The following is a 16,739-nucleotide window of genomic DNA, read 5'->3' as shown; positions in this document are numbered from 1 at the left end:
ATCATGCCCCAATTTACACTTTCTGATCTCGCAAAGAAAATAAGCGGATCGAAGATTGCAAATTCTGACAAACCGGAAGCGATTTTGATCGAGAAAGTATCTCCGCTAACGCCTGGTGTTAAGAATTCAATCAGCTTTCTTTCCAATAAGAAGATGTTATCCGAAGTAAAAAATTCTCTTTCAAGCGTCATTTTGACTACGGAAGAATTTGCTAAAGAAATTACACTTCCTTGTTTAATCGTTTCAAATCCGGAATTGAGCCTTGTCGAACTTTTGGATTGTATTTACCCACCTTATGTCCCTTCTGGAAAAATTTCATCCACGGCCATCGTTCATCCAACTGCTAAGTTAGGTGAAGGTGTTACGGTGGGCGAGTACGTAGTCGTCGGCGAAAACTCCGTGATCGGCGCGAATACGCATTTAGAAGATGGAGTTAAGATTTCAAGAAACGTGACAATCGGAGAAAATTCCCATATTGGTCCGAACAGTTCGATTCAGCACGGAGTCATTATCGGAAAACGTTTTATATGCTCCGGAAATTGTTCCATCGGAGGAGACGGATACAAATTCGTAACCGTAAACGGCAAACACCATAAAATCCCTCATGTAGGTACGGTTAGAATCGGAGACGACGTTGAAATCGGTTCCCTTTGTACGATTGATCGAGGCGGTTTAGAGGATACGCTCATCGGAGACGGATGCAAGTTTGATAATATGGTTCACGTTGCGCACAATTGTGTTCTGGGTAAGAACATCATCATCGCCGGTCAAAGCGGGGTCGCGGGAAGTACGATTGTCGAAGATGACGTAATTATCGGCGGAGCTTGCGCCGTTTCGGATCACCTCCATGTTCCAAAGGGAACCATCCTAGGCGGAGGTTCTTCTCTTAGAAACTCTCCAAAGAAAAAAGATATTTTTGTCGGTTGGGATTACGGGCTTACTTTCGCGGAATATCAAAAGGTTCGGGTCAATATTCGTAACCTGGTCAATTTCCAAAAATGGGCTAAAAGAATTAAAACCCTAGAAAAACTCTCCGGAATTGAGATCGAAGAATAGGATTGAGCTTGACGTTTCCAAAAACCGGACTCAGTCTTTCTCCACACCCTTTTGGAGGATTCCCGTGCATTCCCGAGCGAACGAAGATAACCCGGTCCAAGATCCGGACAGAATCTCCCGTAAGCCGGACCTTTCCCAAAGCAAAAAGTTAGGAAGGTTGTTGGAGACCCTCGCCGATAGCATTTTAGAAAACGATTCTACAAATATAGTTTTCTTGAATGAGATTCAAAACGTTCGATCCGAGAGTTCTATTCGAAAATAGAATCTCTTCTAAAAACCTGAATCGGTTCCTTGAGGGGGCCGATTTCTTGTTCTTTTCAAAACTCTAAAACTCTCAATTTGAATCGAAGAATCTCTTATTGATTTTCGAATGGACCGATGGATTTTGCGAAAATTTCATTTCAAGAAAGCTTACGAACCGGAATCAATTTCAATTTCAGTGAAACACTTTGTCGGAACAATTAAAAACTGGAAGAAAAGAATCTTGACTTCAGTCGAATCTTCCATTTTAGCAAAATGAATTCATAAAAAGAAACGAAGAAAATTCCTATCATAGATCGTCAGCCGCGTTCTTTGTGATCGGCTTTTTAATTCCTACCAGCAAGCTGGAGAACTCTTGGGCTTTCCAGGCGCCCTTTGCGTTTCTTTTCAGAGTAACCGGTCTTGCGGAATCCGCTCCGGAGGAAGGAATGAAAAGTTTTCTTTGTCCGGATTCTTCGGTTCCACTAAAACGATTTGCGGTAAGACTAAATTGGTATGGAGCTGGGTCCGGCTTATAGTTGTTTGAGACGGAAGATCCGGGAAGATAGGATCCAATCAGATATGGATGTTGCTCCAATTGTCTTTTGATTAAGTCAGCAATATTCTTATTCAACGAAAATCCTTTATAACCGTTTAGGTTCGAATTTAAAAGGGAAGAATCTACGATCAGAATCAGCGCCTTGGTACCCTCTTCCTGATTTTTAGAATATAAATCCAAGGCTGCGATCAGCGAAATCAAAGCTCCTTGAGGAGAAGAAGATCGTTCTGCTCGAAAGGAATCGAAGGATGTCAAATCGGTCGGCCAGGAGGAAATTTCTATATGGACCGCTTCGTTTTGTGCCCGTACTGAAATCGGAATTAACGCGGAAAAAAGAAAAAAAACAAGTAGGATACGAAGTTTCATAAAACCTCCAAAATGGTGGAAGTAATTTATTGACTTCTTGGAACTTTGTCGAGTGAAAACTGTAAGTTTTTGTTTTCTTCGAGCGATAAGGTGAAATTTGTGAAAAGAAGAGATATGCGGGCAGAGGGACTCGCCCTCTACGCAGTCTCGCATCGTGCTCGACTTTGCTCCGAGTCGTCTCGCTTGGTCCTCGGATCATCCTGCTCCTCGGTCGCGTTCATTACGCTCCCTATGGGTCGCTATGAACGCTTTTCCAAGCTCGCGTTCGAGTCAGTGAGCAAATTAGATTAGAAGTGTATTATTGTGAAAAGAAGAGATATGCGGGCAGAGGGACTCGAACCCTCACTGGAAGCTTGGAAGGCTACAGTGCTAGCCATTACACCATGCCCGCAAATCGTGCAAAAATCATTTTTTTGCGGTTAGGGTGCTTGTCAATCTAAAAGAAGATTTTTTATTATCCACTGAGATGAAAGAATACGAGCAGCTGTTCACAGATTCGATCCGTGAAGAATTAAAATCCTTTGCGGAATACAGAACCTCCTATAAGGAAATTTGGACCTTAAGAAATATTCTCAGCGTCCTCCATTGGGATTCTGAAATCACTTTGCCCGAAGACGGTAGGGCTGAAAGGGGAGATCAGATCGGATTTCTTTCGGGCTTGATTCATTCCAAATACGCGGGTGAAAAATTTTACGTCCTCGCAGAAAAGGCAAGAGAAGAAAATGAAAAGAAGAACTTGCCCGGTCAGGAAGAACGAAGAGTTGAACTTGAAATTCTCTTTAAAGACCTTAACCGTTCTCGTTGTCTTTCTCAAGATCTTGTAGAAGAATTTTCAGTCACTACGAGCAAAGCGCACGCTGTTTGGGCAAAGGCCAGAAAGGAAAATCAATTCGCAGATTTCGCGCCGATTCTGACTAAAATCGTAGAACTCTGCAAAAAACAAACCGAAAGTTACGGTTATGAAACCGAAGCCTATGACGCCCTTCTGGAAGGTTATGAACCGGGTGAGCGAGCTTCTAACTTAGAAAATCTTTTTTTTAATTTAAAGAATTCTTTGAAACCTTTAGTCGCGCGTGGAAAAAATTTCAACAATCCATTTCCAAAAGAAATTCCAATTTTGTTTCAAAAAAAATTGGGAGAAAATCTTCCGTCGATTCTTGGGCTTTCTTCTAAAATCTCCCGTTTAGATCCGAGCGAACATCCTTTTTCTACTTCTCTCGGAAGGAAGGACAAAAGAATAACAACTCGATACGATCTAAAGGATCCTCTTTCTTCTATATTCAGTATTTTGCATGAAACCGGACATGCCCTTTACGAAGCGGGAATTTCCGAAATTGTCGGAGGCCCTTCTCCTTTACACGATTCTGTTTCGCTTGGAATTCATGAATCACAAAGTAGACTCTGGGAAAATCAAGTCGGTCGATCGAGGGAATTTTGGGAAATGTATTATCCGATTTTTTTGAATTCCTTGGAGTTAAAGGAATCGGATTTGAGTTTTTCAAAACTTTTCTCGTATATCAATCAATCTTCGTCTTCCCTCATTCGTGTGGAGGCCGATCAGATCACATACAATTTGCATATCATTCTTCGCTTTGAAATTGAAAGGGCTTTGATAAACGGACAAGTCCAAGTGTCGGAACTTCCCGAACTCTGGAATTCTAAGATGAAGGATTTATTGGGAATCGAGGTTCCTTCCGATCGCGAAGGTGTTCTCCAAGATGTTCACTGGAGCGGCGGTGCGTTCGGATATTTTCCCACATACACTTTGGGAAACATCTATTCCGCTCAGCTTTTTCAGGCTTTTTCAAAGCAGACCCCGAATTTCCCGGAACAGGTCTTAAAGAAGAAAGACTTTTCTTCTCTTCTCGAATGGTTAAAAAAGAATGTTCATTGGAAAGGAAAGTTCTTTTCTGCGGAAGATTTGATTCGTACTGCGACGAGCGCCGATCCGGATTCTTCTCATCTGGTCGCTTATCTCGAAAATAAACTTACTGAATTGGAATCTATCGATCATGGATGATAAAGAAGAATTAACGGTTAAATCCTTCGAAGAGCTTTCTTACTTCGATAATTTGGCGCTCTACTATCTTTGCAACGAAACCCCGCCTCAGACGCTCGCCCTCGCGTTTTTGATCGGAGATAAAAAAGTCTGCGGTTCGATGTTAGGAGTTTTGGAGGGAAAGCGCAGAGAGTATGTTCATCAACTTATGGCGGAACAACAGGACGCCGAAGCGGCGAAAAAACAAGCAGCCGTTCAGGGTTTGCTCATCATCGCCGAAGGTTTGATTACTCGTAAACTCATTGAAAAAAAAGGACAGTTCTATTACGGCACTCAACGTTAGTCGTTCTTCTTTGAGATCGCGGACCAGCCGAGAAAAGTCCAAGCGAGTAAAAAACAAATTCCTCCGATTGGCGTGATCGCACCTAAGATTCTGATTTCCGTCAGTGCCAATATATACAAAGATCCGGAAAATAATACAATTCCCGTAAGAAAAAGAATCGAAGAAATCCATGCGAGGCGACTCTTGTTCACGTAACCGGTTATTGCCAGTATTAACGGAAGAATACCGAGAATCTGGTGATATCGATTTCCGTTCTCGTAAATCTCGAGCATTCGCGGGCTTATCGTTGATTCCAGCGCATGAGCGCCGAACGCACCTAACGCCACTCCGAGAAACCCGGATAAGGAGGAAAGGATCAGAATTATCTTTTGTTTTCCTGTCATATAACTCTTAAAGAATTGAACTCAAAATTCTTGAATAGCATAACTTTTAAATCGAATGCATCTTTTCTGAACGAGCCAGAATAAAAAGGATGTCTGTTCGATATCCAATTTAGAGTCGAAAAGGGCTTTGATCTTGTTTTTTTCCATTTCCAGTTTGAGTTCGTCGTAAAAACTCGTTTTTCCGAAAACGAAGGAAACGGGAATCAAGGACTGTTGTTCCCCTTGACGTAAAGGTAAAATCAACGTTACTCCCCTTTGACAACCTTGGCTTTGTCCTTCAAATCGAATGATCCGATGTTTGGACCAATCCCAATCGTCCAGGGAGCCATGAAACATGTCTTTATGCGGAAGAGAAGAGGTTGAATGGATAAAGCCGTCGAAACCGACTAATTTCAGTCTTGTGGAAGCGTTTCCATAATGAACCGAAGGATCTCTAAAATACGTACCGGCAACCGAAACACGATTTTCCGGAGCTAGGATGGAATCCGTCGGATAAGGCATCGGATTTCGTTTAATCAATGTTCGCCGATTCCCGATCGGTAATGTACAATCGATTATAAAAACGGAACTGATAAAAAGTAGTAATAAAAAGTAAAACGTGCGCATCGTTATTCTTTTTTCATCAATCGATGAGGAAGTTTAACACCGATTCCCGATACTCGAGTGCATTTATAAAAGTAAAGGTTAAAGAGAAATGATTTTATATAGTAGTCCGTCTGAACGTCGAAAAGCAAATCCGCTTTGTCTTGAATCGCATTTTGCACCGCCGCTTCATAACTCTCGTCTCCTGTATAAACGAGCCATAACCATCCCTCTCCGCAAGATTGTCCCGAGAGTTTTCCAACCGGTTTCATTCCCCTTACGTCCGTATAACTTTGCGAGTAGAACCAACCTGGAGTTTTTACATTTGTGTAAAGGCAGTTTCCATTTGTAATAAATGTAATGAAAAGAATGAAACACATTCTTACGGCTGAAATCTTCATTGAGTTTTCCTAATCATTGAAATCTTTTTGAAAGAATGATTCTCAAAAAGGAAAAGTCAAGGTAAAAGAATAAAATTTCCTTGTGTGAAGCGAATCAGATTCTTCAATAGGAAAGTATGTCGCTCGTTCAAAATTCGTCTTACTACATTGAATTAGAAAAGAAATTCGGAGCTTACAATTACGAACCTCTTCCTGTCGTCTTGGATCGAGGGGAGAGAATATATCTTTTCGACGTTGAAGGGAAGAAATATTTTGATTTTCTTTCCGCTTATTCCGCCGTGAACCAAGGGCATTGTCATCCGAAGCTAATTCAGGCTCTGATCGAACAGTCGCAAAAACTCACTCTTACTTCAAGAGCCTTCTATAACTCCAAACTCGGAGAATACGAAGAATACATGACGAAACTTTTAAACTATCAAAGAATTCTTCCTATGAATACGGGTGTTGAAGCGGCGGAAACCGCGGTTAAACTTTGTAGAAAGTGGGGTTATCAAGTTAAAGGAATTCCTGAAAATCATGCTAAGATTATTTTTGCATCCGGTAATTTCTGGGGAAGAAGTATCGGCGCGATCTCCGCTTCGACCGATCCTTTAAGTAGAAGAGAGTTCGGTCCTTACGTCCCCGGGTTTGAAATTATTCCCTTTAACGATTTGCAAGCGCTTAAGAATTCTCTCCAAGATCCGAACGTTGCGGGATTTATGGTGGAACCGATTCAAGGAGAAGCCGGCGTGATCGTTCCAGACGAAGGTTATCTTGCTTCTTGTAAAAAACTTTGTGAAGAAGCGGGTGTCCTTCTCATTTTCGATGAAGTACAAACCGGATTAGGAAGAACCGGGAAACTTCTTGCTGGAGATTACGAATCCGTAAGACCGGACATCGTAGTACTTGGTAAAGCGCTTTCCGGCGGAATTTTGCCTGTTTCCGCCGTTCTGTCCAATGACGAAATCATGCTTACATTAAAGCCGGGTGAACACGGTTCTACCTATGGAGGGAACCCGCTCGCGAGCGCAGTTGCGAAACGGGCCGTCGAAGTTTTGATAGAAGAAAAGATGATCGAAAACTCGCTCGCTATGGGAGAAGTCTTTCGAAGCCGAATGAATATTCTGAAATCTAAATATGATGATCTGAAGGAAATTCGTGGGAAAGGTTTACTAAACGCGATTGAGTTTCGAGAAACGGATGGAAAATCCATTGCCAAGGACGTATGTAAGAAGGCAATGGAGCTCGGACTACTTGCAAAAACTACACACGATCATACGGTTCGTTTTGCTCCACCTCTGGTCATCCAATCGGAAGAAATGAATATAGCCTGTGATATTATTGAAAATGCCGTAAAGTTTTGTCTTGACTCGAAGTAAAATTTAACTTATCCAAAGGAAACAAATGCAAGCCGACGATAAAAAGTACATTCGGGTTTGGAAAAAGTTAAGCGTTTCTGAAGTTTCTTCTCAACTGATGTTGATCGATGATTTGTACGGAACCTGCACCAATTGTAAACATCTTGGTTTGAACTATACTAAGGATAAAACTTGCCCGGAATGTGGGGCTCAATTTCGGTATTTGGCGACAAATTCTAAATCCGCCGCCGAGATTGTTAAAATATTGAATCGATTGGAAAAAGAAGGTTTGGATGTGGTTCTCATCGATCGCGAAGATTTCAATCAATCCAAAGCAAAGGATGCGGTTAAAGATCTATTTAAACCGGTCGATTGATTTATTCCTTTTTATCATTGAGAATATTTTTTAAACCCTGAAGTGCTCTTTCCAAATCTTCCAGCGGCTCTTTCAAAGAATTCGGATCGGAAATCGTTTTAGAATCCGAAATGTAAAGTTTGGAATAACCTTTCGCCATAAGATTCTGAAACGACTTCTGAATATTGTTGAGAGCGCTTTCAAGATCTTTAGGTCGGATCATATTATTTTTTCGAATTAATTTTTTCCAAAAGGCGAATCCGAAACGAAGGAAGAAGAAAAAGTAAGCCGGGAACAAAAGATAAAATGCTGTTAAAAGAACGGGAACTACGTTCCATGTTTGAGAAATCGAATGATGGAAAAAAGTTCGAAGTACGGAAACGATTAGAACTGCCAAAGTGTAGTTTGATCGGCTCGTGCTGGGGGAAATGGTATTGAACAAAAAGACCAAGACCAGTGAAAATATCAAAACCAAGAAAAGATCTAAAGGAACGATGGAGAAAAGAATCTTCAAAAACGATGTAATTACTTCAACCGTTTCTAGAAATGATTGGATAGACTGAGATAGGCTGTCAAAACTCGTTTTCAGATCTGAAAAAAATCCGGTAATCTGACTCATGAAATTACTCCAAAAAATTCCTGGCTGGAAGAAACTCCAAACTTTTCGTTTGAAACTGCAAGAACTTTCCTTTTTGCGAAAGCTCTTCCTGATCTATTCTCTCGTCGGAATTTCGTTTCTCATCTTACATGAAAGTCATCTTCCCGTATTCTTTATCTTTATTCTCGTTCTTGGGGCCTATGGAGTCGCATCTGCATTTTTCTTTTTAATCTCGTTTGCCTTTGGAAAATTATTAAAAGAAGAATCCGTCAAACAGTATCAAATCGGACCCGATTCCGCAAAAGCGATCGATACTACTCGGATCGTTCTCAACCCGATCGTAGAGGCCGGCGTTTTTGTATCGTGTATTCTTCTGTTATTAGTCACCGACTTTTATTCCAATCGTTCCGGAATTTTCTTCATAGCACTCTATTCCGCGGTGGGTCTAACTTTACGTTTTTTAGAAAGCACCGTTTTTTATAGAATTTTTCTCCTGGGACTTTTGGTATTAACCGGAGGTTTACTGAGTTTCAAAACTTTACAAAAGGCTGAAATTCTAACATCTTATATTCTTTTTAAACCGAATTGGGAAGAAAAGGAACTTACAAATTGGGAATATGATGCGGAATCAAGGCTCGTAAAAAATTCGGACATTCAAGTTCAAATCACTTTACCTGAAGATTTTTACTTTCACAACCCCAAAAATTTAACTCTAAAAGATCAAACCGGAACGGGTCAAATCGCTGGAATTATTTCTTCAAGCGAAACGGACCCGAACCGATATCCTTCCATTCGAATTTTTTACTTTCCGGAACCGTTTTTGGAAATAGATAAAATCAGACCGGAGTTTCAGAAGTTTTTAGACCTCGCCATCAATCAAGGTGATATGATCGAAGTGCACGAGTTAGGCGAAGAAAACTTCGAAAAAAGGATGGATGGAGTTTTTTGGACTTATTACGACAATCTAAGGCCAAGATATGCAAAGACAGGATTTTTTATCTCTTCAGGGGATAAGTTACCAGATTCTCTGCTGTTTCATATCTCCGAAAGCCTTGTCAAAGGAAGACAACATGAAGAATCCGTGGAGAAAATTCTTCAGAGTGTAAAAAGAGAAGGATCCCAAAAACCTTAGGATTGATTATTTTTCTTTTGATAGAATTCGAATTTAATTGGAAACTTCTTTTTTTTCAAAGAGTTTCAAACCTAAGACGGAACGAGGGTCAACCAAGGTACCTCTCACGCGCATTCCCAAATGTAAATGTGGTCCCGTTGACATTCCAGTCGATCCGATCTTCCCAATAGGATCTCCTCTTTTTACTTTATCACCCACTTTAACATTCAGCTCGGATTGGTGCATATAGAGAGAATAAACTTCTAGACCGTGGTCGATGATTGTGAAGTTACCTTCGTAATACATAGGTCTGGATAAAATAACCGTTCCGTCGTTGATCGCGTAAATCGGGGTGCCGATTCCTCCTTTAAAATCCACTCCTCCGTGTGCCTTTCCCTTGGTTTTGTTATAAACTCTTCGTTTGTAGAATGGACTTGTAAAATGAACTTCCTGTACGGGGAAAACGAAATCCGATTCTATCTGAAGATCGGTTTTCGTTTGAAAAGCTTCCGCTTTAGACTTCGAGCAATCCGCGATAAAATCAAGGGTCTCTTGAGGCAGCACTTCTGAAGTGTACTTTTTATCCATCGTAAGGGAAGAAACCTTAGTTTCCGAAAAGTTAGTCTTTTGCACTGGAATCTCGTATTCTTTGAAGTCGTTTTTTCGAAAAAGATTCTTATCTTGAATTTCTAATATTCCACTTTTCTTATCAAATTCCGGTGAAATTGGGATCCAAGCATAAAAGACCGAGTCCTTTTTCGTATGAGGAACTTCCCTTTTCTCCCATAAAATTTTGATTCTATCCAATTTGGAAAGTACGGTTTTTTCAGGAACGAGTTTTAGGAGTAGAAGTTCTCCTTGTGCAAAGCGCCTGCCTTGAATGGAAAAGAAAAAAAGAGGTTCCTTCTTACTAACAATCTCAAAGTCGCGAAGTTCGTTTTTAGTTTCCTTCCTTACCTTTGCGGTTGAGTCGGATTCTTTCTTTGAATTCGCGAGAGTCGTGGAAGCCACTTTGGTTTCTTTATCCTTGGAAGAAGGTTTGTCCTTCGAAAATACCAAACCGTTCTGAAAAAGACAAATAAAGGGCAGGGTGAAAATAAGAATTCTAAGAAACTTTTGCATCGGATACCGTTAAAATTTCAAAAATAAGGTATAAGGTCAAATCCGTTTATTGGAAATAAATTATGGAAACGAGTTATATACAAATCAATAACAACTCTTTCTTTCTAAATCAGACTTTTTTTTTATAGGATTTCTTCGTTTGCAAAGATTCGTAAATAGGCGGATTGTAAATTTTCGGAATATCCTGCTGAAGCCAGTATATTGCAGACAATCCTTTGTTATATTCTATTTTCCCAAATAATTTTCATAAACGACTTTTCTCTTCCTTGAAAAATTTTAGCCGGAGTGGAGACCTTTTTACCCTTCCTGTTTGAATGCAAGAAAGACGCGGCCCAATGAAACACGGATCGTAAAGATCGAACAGGAAACTAAACATTCCAGTGGAGTCGAAGTCATCCGGTGAGAACTTTGTTTATTCACCGTTTTGCTAAGCGAAATCCAGCGGTTCCCGAAAATTGTTTCGCGTGAGTAGATATTCAGAGAGTGACGAATCGATGTCGAAAAATCCTGTTCTCCTAATCCATTTGCTTATATTCGGATCAATACTTTCTCTTCACCGTATCTTCTTCCCTTTATGGATTCTTTTTTCACTCTTTTTTATTATGTCCTATTCGGATTCGTTCGGTTAGAATCCTCTTTTTCTTTGAAAATTGCCTAAGCAAATTTCTGTTTTTACCGATTCTTCATAGCAGGGATCGGATAAAACAGATGAAACAAGAGGAATGGTTGGAGCAACTTACGAAACTTTTTCAGGAAGAGATCAATCTCTACTCAAATGTCCTGGACTTGGAAATCCAAAAGTCTTCCGCAGTGGTTCAGGCGGATGGAAAGTCGCTCGAAACGATTACAAAAAAAACTTATGAGCTTTTGGTGATGGCCTCCGAAATCGAGAGAGTTCGAATGAAATCTATCGAAGAAGTCTATCGTTCAAAGAATTTTGCTCTTCCGGAAAACGGAGCTCCGACCTTGTCCGATTTTTTAAATCAACTGGATAGAGAATCCAATTTCCGTTTAAAAGAATTCGGATCTTCTCTGAAAGCAATCCTTCATCGTTTGAAAGAAAAAATCAAATCCAATGAAAAATTAATCATCACTCGTCAGGAAATTCTTACCCGTACGATCGAAGCAGTAAAAGAAAAAGCTTCCGATTCGGGTTTAAGCACATACGGTTCCGGAAAAAATCCGGAACGGAAACAAGCTAAGAGACCTGCTCTTATGCTGAACGCTTCGGCGTAGTCGATAGATATTTTCTTAATAGGAGGATGCCATGGGATCCACATTTTCAGGACTTGAAATCGGAAAGAGAGGTTTAACCGCTCACCAACAGGCGCTTCAGACAACTGGTCATAACATTTCCAATGCGGATAACAAGCAGTATGCGAGACAAAGAGTCACGATGACTGCGACGGATCCTTTGTACGATCCTTCTCTCAATCGTTCCAATCTTCCCGGACAAATCGGTCAAGGTGTGGAAATCGCCTCGATTGAAAGAATCAGAGACAACTTTGTGGACGATCGAATTATCGAAACATCCGGAAACAAAGACTACTGGGCCGCTCGGAACGAATATCTTTATCAATTAGAAACCGTCTTTAACGAACCGAACGGAACCACGCTTCGAACTCTGATGGATAAGTTTTGGTCTTCTTGGGAAGATCTTGCAAATTATCCGGAAGACAACGCGCATCGTTCCGTGGTTTTAGAAAGAGCAAACGGACTCGGCAGCCGAACCGAAGACGTTTATCGTAAGCTCGCGCAATTAAAAGATCAGGCAAACCGGGAAATCGAAACCAAAGCCTATCACATGAATACGATCGCGGAAAACATTCGTACGTTAAATGATAGAATCGGTAAATCGGAAGCGTTAGGCGATAGACCGAACGACCTCTATGATAAAAGAGACGCGCTCCTCCAGGAACTTTCCTCGCTCGTAGACGTTACGATCGGACGTTCTGACGAAGACGAACTGATGGTATTCATCGGTCAGCAGATCCTTGTACAAGGAAATAAAGCAAATAAGATCGATATTCTTGGAAACCCTTCGAAAGACGGACTTCTCGACCTCTATTGGTCTTCGACTGGCGATCCTGTTCTTTTAAGAAAAGGGAGACTTCAAGGTTTGATCGAAGTTCGCGATAAGATCATTCGTGAAAAAATCGATCAAGTGGATTCTCTTTCCATCAACGTTATGGATGCGGTGAACGAAATCCACAAAGACGGTTTTGGAATCAATGGAAACACGAACCAAGCCTTCTTCAATATCCGATCCCTTTCTATCAACACGTTTGGTGAATATGATTCCAACGGGGACGGACAAAACGATGTCACGGCTATCTTTCGCGTATCGGGTAGAAATACGATCGATCCGGATCGTCCGGTCGGTATTAACGGAACGATCAGCTTCAATCAATCAGACGCGAAAGAAGCTCCTGTATTGATTCCTTATTCTTCCAATGATACGTTGAACGGGATCATCAAAAAAATCAACGCGTCACGTTCAGGTGTTGTGGCCTATATGAACCATGACAACCAATTGGCTCTGAAGGCTACCGTTGCTGACGATCATCCGAATAAAAATTTCATCCTAAGACATATCGAAGATTCAGGAGATCTTTTAGTCGGAATGACGGGTATCTTGATGGCTTCCGGTCCGTCCGGAGCGTACGATTACAAACGTCTCGGAGAAATCAATAAGCTTCAATCTCGTCCGGAAGACATTACTCTGACTCCGCACTTTCATCCTTCTTCTCATTTTAGAATCTCTGATTCAATCGCAAATAACGTGGCGAACATTGCGGCGGCTCGAGGAAAGGATGTAGGAGGAACGGGCGATTATAATTCTCCCGGAGGGCATAAGGACGGACGCAACGCTTTGATGGTCGCATCCGCTTTGAGAAACAATCCGGTTATGGTGGATTATTCAAAAACTACGGATGATTTCTACAACACTCTCATTTCTAAATTAGGTACGGAAGCAAGAGAAGCAAAGCAAGAATTCGGTATTCAAAACGATCTCATGTCCGAATTGGAAAACATGAGACAATCCGTTATGGGGGTCAATCTCGACGAAGAGATGGCCAACATGGTGCAGTTTCAGCATTCTTACAACGCTTCGGCAAAGATGATCAACACTATGAATGAAATTCTAGATACCATCATCAATCGCCTCGGTGTGTAAGCTCACGGGAAAATCGGTGAGTAAGGAGTATATTTTATGATGCGCATAACGAATATGATGCAGAACAACAGCTTGGTTAAGAATTTAAACAGACACCAGCTACAAATGGATGAAACACAAAACCAACTAGCAACGGGACAAAGGATTCGTCTTCCTTCCGACGAGCCTGGGCGTGCAACCAATCAAATGTTCTTTCGTTCCAGATTGAATGAACTGGATACGTTTCAAAGAAATATCGACGACGGAAATTCTCGTCTGCAACAAATCGACGGAGAATTGGATCGGATCGGATCTCTCTTCCAGAGAGCCAGAGTTCTTGCGGTTCAAGCTTCGAACGGTATCTACCAGGGTGATAAAGGATTTGAACTTGAGATTGCGATTGGAAAAGAGATCGATGAAATTTTGAGAGCACTCGTCGATATTGCAAATACAAGAGATGCGACCGGCAGGCCTTTGTTCGGCGGACACGTTATTGAAAGACCACCTTTTGAACCGATCGAATCTAAGATCAAAGGTCTTCAAGGGATAGAACTCAAAAATCAATTTATCGGAGTGGAATATCGAGGCGATATCGGTGAACAACTTCGCGAAATTGAAAAGGGAGAATACATTCCCGTAACGATTCCCGGAAACAAAGTTTTCTGGGGAACAAACATGAGTATCACGAGTAAAGTTGATAACTCCGGATACATCGCGACCTCGGATCAGAAATTTAAGATCGACGGAGTTGAGATTCACGTCTCCGCAGGAGATACGATTGATGATATCATCGATAAGATCAACAATTCTCCGCTGGAAGTAAAAGCAAACAAACTCGCGCAGGACAATATCAGTTTGAGTTCAACGGCTCCGCATCAGATCTGGATGGAAGACACCGAAGGTGGAACGATTCTTAGAGATATCGGACTTGTGGATTCTGCGACTTCCGAACCGCCGAACAATTACTCTAAGTCGGCAACGGTAACCGGACTTTCTGTTTTTGATGTGATGATTCAGTTTCGAAATGACCTGATCCAAAAGGATCAGGAAAGAATTTCTGGACGCGACCTCCAAGACTTGGATCTTGCTATGGAAAATATTCTCCGCTATCGTGCTGTCGTCGGAGCAAGGATGAATCGAATGGAAGAACACGCGCAAAGGGTTGACTTTGATAAATCTTACATGACCGAACTTCTTGCCAAAAACGAAGGAGTGGATTTTCCGGAGACCATAATGAACATGAAGTGGTTGGAGACGGTTCACCAATATGCGCTCAACGTCGGGTCTAAAATCATTAAACCGACATTGATGGATTTTCTAAGATAAAAAAAGATAGATTATTCTGAAAGGAAAGCTCTGGGGTAAGAATTTAAAATGGGAATCGAGATTCAAACAAAACCGTTTGGAAAGATACAAATATCGGAAAAACAAATTCTTTCTTTTCCGGAAGGTCTTCTTGGGTTTGAAGACTACAAAAACTTTGCTTTGATTGAAGAAGAAGAGGAATCTGTTTTCAAATGGTTACAATCGACGGAAGAAGTGGACTTAGCCTTCGTCGTGATTCCGCCGTCGCTTTTTAAGAAAGAATACAAACCGTTGATTCCGGAACAAGAACTACAATTGATCGGAATCGAAGAGATCAAGGAAGGTCTCACCCTAGTTATCGTTACGATTCCAGGAGACGATCCTGCGTCGATGACCGCGAACATGCAGGGTCCGATTCTCATTAACAAAGTGAATCTGATCGGTAAACAGTTTATTTCAAGAAACGAGTCTCATTCGGTCCGAGAGAAAATTCTCGAAACCGCAGCAGTGGAGATGGGTTAAGTGCTGGTTCTGGCAAGGCGAACCAACGAGTCGATAATGATCGGCGATGATATAGAAATTGTCATCGTCGATATAAAAGGAGATCAGGTAAAGATTGGCGTTAAGGCTCCGCGGAATGTTTCCGTACACAGAGCGGAAGTTTACAAGGATATCCAAGAAGAAAACAAAAAAGCCGCAGGTACAAAAATCAAACCGGAAGATCTCGGAAAGATAGGAAATATTCTTAAAAAGAAAGACTCGGATAAAAAAGAATAATTCTTCTTGATCGATTCTAATTTTAGAAGAAACTCTCTTCGAGATCGTATATGAATCGATTTACTGCAATCTTAATAGGTCTTTGTTTTTTCTCCTGCTTTTCGGGAATTCGAAAAGAACTCAATTATTCCTCGGATTCCATAGCATTCTACTCCTTTACAAAAAGTTCGGAACTTCCTTTCTGGATCGATACAAATGCAGTATACCCGACAAACGTAGATTCCCTCACTTTTATAAAAGTTTTGGAAGAATCCCTGTTTCAACTGGGGAACAGAAACGATTCCTTGGTGAACGATACCGCCTTGCGTATCTTTTCGAAAGAGCTAAGTAAAGAAATTGCAAATCGTTCTTTCGAAAAGCTTGAACAGTCGCCCGAACAGATTTATCAGCTTTGGATCTTAAAAAAAGAAGATTCTATCAATCCGGGACGAAGAATTCGAAGAACGGCTTTTCTATTGTATCCTACTTCGGAGGCGATTCACTTTATTTTTTTCGAATTGAATCAGTTTATAGACTTTCAAACTCCTTATACGTTTCAAGATTGGTCGAACTTTTCGATCTCGGAATCGAACCTCAAACCTTCTCTGGAAGTTTTTATTCCGGATTCAGCAATTGGCAAACTCAAGTATTTCAAAGATGAAGCCAAAGGTGAATATAAAAAATTTCACATTCTCGCTCATTTCCAAATTCAATCGGATGCAGCCTCCGAATCCTCGAACCCAGTAAAAAAAATAAACATAAGCGACTCAGAAAAAAGACTGATCGAGCTCAAAGGCCTCTTCGATAAAAAGTTGATATCGGAAGAAGAATATAGAAAAAAACGGGAAGAAATTTTAAAATCGATCTGAAATCCTCCGAAACGATGAATGGCTCAAGTTATAATTCGAGCCAAATTAAATTTCGAAAATGACCCTCGGCTTGAATTGGTTTCGTCCGTTGTTTGTTTTGGATTTTAACTCAAAGAAAAGTAGAACCGATTTTAAAAAATCAAGATCGAAGTTTTTTATAAATTCTCAAATGAAAAAACGGAACAAAGAAACAAGGGGCT

Annotated in this window: 19 protein-coding genes and 1 tRNA gene; 13 read left to right on the top strand and 7 right to left on the bottom strand. The window is 40.9% G+C overall.

Features of this window, described 5'->3' with window-relative positions:
- The first annotated feature begins 3 nt into the window (after positions 1 to 3).
- The gene (lpxD, locus tag JWG45_RS06225; RefSeq protein ID WP_205278890.1) at positions 4 to 1,056 is read left to right on the top strand and encodes a UDP-3-O-(3-hydroxymyristoyl)glucosamine N-acyltransferase; all 1,053 of its coding nucleotides are present in this window, start codon (positions 4 to 6) and stop codon (positions 1,054 to 1,056) included.
- Positions 1,057 to 1,120: 64 nt separating this feature from the next.
- Entirely contained in the window at positions 1,121 to 1,318 is a 198-nt protein-coding gene (locus JWG45_RS06220; protein WP_205278889.1) for a hypothetical protein, read from the top strand.
- Positions 1,319 to 1,606: 288 nt separating this feature from the next.
- On the opposite strand, the gene JWG45_RS06215 is transcribed toward JWG45_RS06220, so the two are convergent.
- Entirely contained in the window at positions 1,607 to 2,221 is a 615-nt protein-coding gene (locus tag JWG45_RS06215) for a DUF6935 domain-containing protein (RefSeq protein WP_205278888.1), read from the bottom strand.
- A 319-nt stretch (positions 2,222 to 2,540) separates the two neighbouring features.
- A tRNA-Gly gene (locus JWG45_RS06210) sits at positions 2,541 to 2,612 on the bottom strand.
- 75 nt (positions 2,613 to 2,687) lie between these two features.
- Between JWG45_RS06210 and JWG45_RS06205 the strand changes: the two genes are divergently transcribed.
- Positions 2,688 to 4,241: a carboxypeptidase M32 gene (locus tag JWG45_RS06205; RefSeq protein ID WP_205278972.1), complete on the top strand. Its 1,554-nt coding sequence runs from the start codon at positions 2,688 to 2,690 to the stop codon at positions 4,239 to 4,241.
- Positions 4,234 to 4,563 carry a hypothetical protein gene (locus JWG45_RS06200; RefSeq protein WP_205278887.1) on the top strand — a complete coding sequence of 110 codons (330 nt, stop codon included), beginning with the start codon at positions 4,234 to 4,236 and terminating at the stop codon, positions 4,561 to 4,563. The genes JWG45_RS06205 and JWG45_RS06200 overlap by 8 nt, the downstream gene beginning before the upstream one ends.
- Here JWG45_RS06200 and JWG45_RS06195 read toward each other — a convergent pair.
- The 3 genes from JWG45_RS06195 to JWG45_RS06185 all read right to left on the bottom strand — a co-directional run bounded on the left by JWG45_RS06195 (position 4,560) and on the right by JWG45_RS06185 (position 5,929).
- Entirely contained in the window at positions 4,560 to 4,946 is a 387-nt protein-coding gene (locus JWG45_RS06195) for a DUF423 domain-containing protein (RefSeq protein ID WP_205278886.1), read from the bottom strand. The genes JWG45_RS06200 and JWG45_RS06195 overlap by 4 nt on opposite strands.
- 21 nt (positions 4,947 to 4,967) lie before the next feature.
- The gene (locus JWG45_RS06190; protein ID WP_408611609.1) at positions 4,968 to 5,447 is read right to left on the bottom strand and encodes a hypothetical protein; all 480 of its coding nucleotides are present in this window, start codon (positions 5,445 to 5,447) and stop codon (positions 4,968 to 4,970) included.
- Positions 5,448 to 5,554: 107 nt separating this feature from the next.
- Positions 5,555 to 5,929: a TRL-like family protein gene (locus JWG45_RS06185; protein WP_205278884.1), complete on the bottom strand. Its 375-nt coding sequence runs from the start codon at positions 5,927 to 5,929 to the stop codon at positions 5,555 to 5,557.
- A 116-nt stretch (positions 5,930 to 6,045) separates the two neighbouring features.
- Here JWG45_RS06185 and rocD point away from each other — a divergent pair, with 116 nt between their 5' ends.
- Together rocD and JWG45_RS06175 are read left to right on the top strand one after the other, a co-directional pair.
- On the top strand, positions 6,046 to 7,287 hold the full coding sequence (gene rocD, locus JWG45_RS06180) for an ornithine--oxo-acid transaminase (RefSeq protein WP_205278883.1): 1,242 nt from the start codon (positions 6,046 to 6,048) through the stop codon (positions 7,285 to 7,287).
- Positions 7,288 to 7,312: 25 nt separating this feature from the next.
- A complete protein-coding gene (locus JWG45_RS06175) occupies positions 7,313 to 7,642 on the top strand; it encodes a hypothetical protein (RefSeq protein WP_205278882.1) in 330 nt (109 codons plus the stop codon).
- 1 nt (position 7,643) lies between these two features.
- Here the strand turns inward: JWG45_RS06175 and JWG45_RS06170 are convergent, their stop codons facing one another.
- Positions 7,644 to 8,240 (bottom strand): hypothetical protein, encoded by a 597-nt coding sequence (locus JWG45_RS06170; protein ID WP_205278881.1) that lies wholly within the window; start codon positions 8,238 to 8,240, stop codon positions 7,644 to 7,646.
- On the opposite strand from JWG45_RS06170, the gene JWG45_RS06165 reads away from it, so the two are divergent.
- Positions 8,239 to 9,351 (top strand): hypothetical protein, encoded by a 1,113-nt coding sequence (locus tag JWG45_RS06165; RefSeq protein WP_205278880.1) that lies wholly within the window; start codon positions 8,239 to 8,241, stop codon positions 9,349 to 9,351. The two genes, JWG45_RS06170 and JWG45_RS06165, sit on opposite strands and share 2 nt — an antisense overlap.
- A gap of 33 nt (positions 9,352 to 9,384) precedes the next feature.
- Here the strand turns inward: JWG45_RS06165 and JWG45_RS06160 are convergent, their stop codons facing one another.
- Positions 9,385 to 10,452 carry a M23 family metallopeptidase gene (locus JWG45_RS06160; RefSeq protein ID WP_205278879.1) on the bottom strand — a complete coding sequence of 356 codons (1,068 nt, stop codon included), beginning with the start codon at positions 10,450 to 10,452 and terminating at the stop codon, positions 9,385 to 9,387.
- Positions 10,453 to 11,160: 708 nt separating this feature from the next.
- Between JWG45_RS06160 and JWG45_RS06155 the strand changes: the two genes are divergently transcribed.
- Genes JWG45_RS06155 through JWG45_RS06130 form a run of 6 tightly spaced genes read left to right on the top strand, consistent with a single transcriptional unit; the run spans position 11,161 to position 16,539 of the window.
- Positions 11,161 to 11,688: a flagellar protein FlgN gene (locus JWG45_RS06155; protein ID WP_205278878.1), complete on the top strand. Its 528-nt coding sequence runs from the start codon at positions 11,161 to 11,163 to the stop codon at positions 11,686 to 11,688.
- 31 nt (positions 11,689 to 11,719) lie between these two features.
- Positions 11,720 to 13,630 (top strand): flagellar hook-associated protein FlgK, encoded by a 1,911-nt coding sequence (flgK, locus tag JWG45_RS06150; RefSeq protein ID WP_205278877.1) that lies wholly within the window; start codon positions 11,720 to 11,722, stop codon positions 13,628 to 13,630.
- 39 nt (positions 13,631 to 13,669) lie between these two features.
- Positions 13,670 to 14,935, top strand: coding sequence for a flagellar hook-associated protein 3 (locus tag JWG45_RS06145; protein WP_205278971.1), 1,266 nt, complete (start codon positions 13,670 to 13,672; stop codon positions 14,933 to 14,935).
- A 48-nt stretch (positions 14,936 to 14,983) separates the two neighbouring features.
- A complete protein-coding gene (gene fliW, locus JWG45_RS06140; RefSeq protein WP_205278876.1) occupies positions 14,984 to 15,436 on the top strand; it encodes a flagellar assembly protein FliW in 453 nt (150 codons plus the stop codon).
- Positions 15,437 to 15,691 carry a carbon storage regulator CsrA gene (gene csrA, locus JWG45_RS06135; protein WP_205278875.1) on the top strand — a complete coding sequence of 85 codons (255 nt, stop codon included), beginning with the start codon at positions 15,437 to 15,439 and terminating at the stop codon, positions 15,689 to 15,691.
- Positions 15,692 to 15,741: 50 nt separating this feature from the next.
- Positions 15,742 to 16,539, top strand: a complete 798-nt coding sequence (locus tag JWG45_RS06130) for an LA_1326/LA_4305 family lipoprotein (RefSeq protein ID WP_205278874.1) — start codon at positions 15,742 to 15,744, stop codon at positions 16,537 to 16,539.
- Positions 16,540 to 16,739: the final 200 nt, after the last annotated feature.

The sequence above is a fragment of the Leptospira ainlahdjerensis genome, assembly GCF_016919175.1.
GTDB classification, from domain to species: Bacteria; Spirochaetota; Leptospiria; order Leptospirales; family Leptospiraceae; genus Leptospira; species Leptospira ainlahdjerensis.
This window is presented reverse-complemented; position numbering and strand designations above follow the sequence as displayed.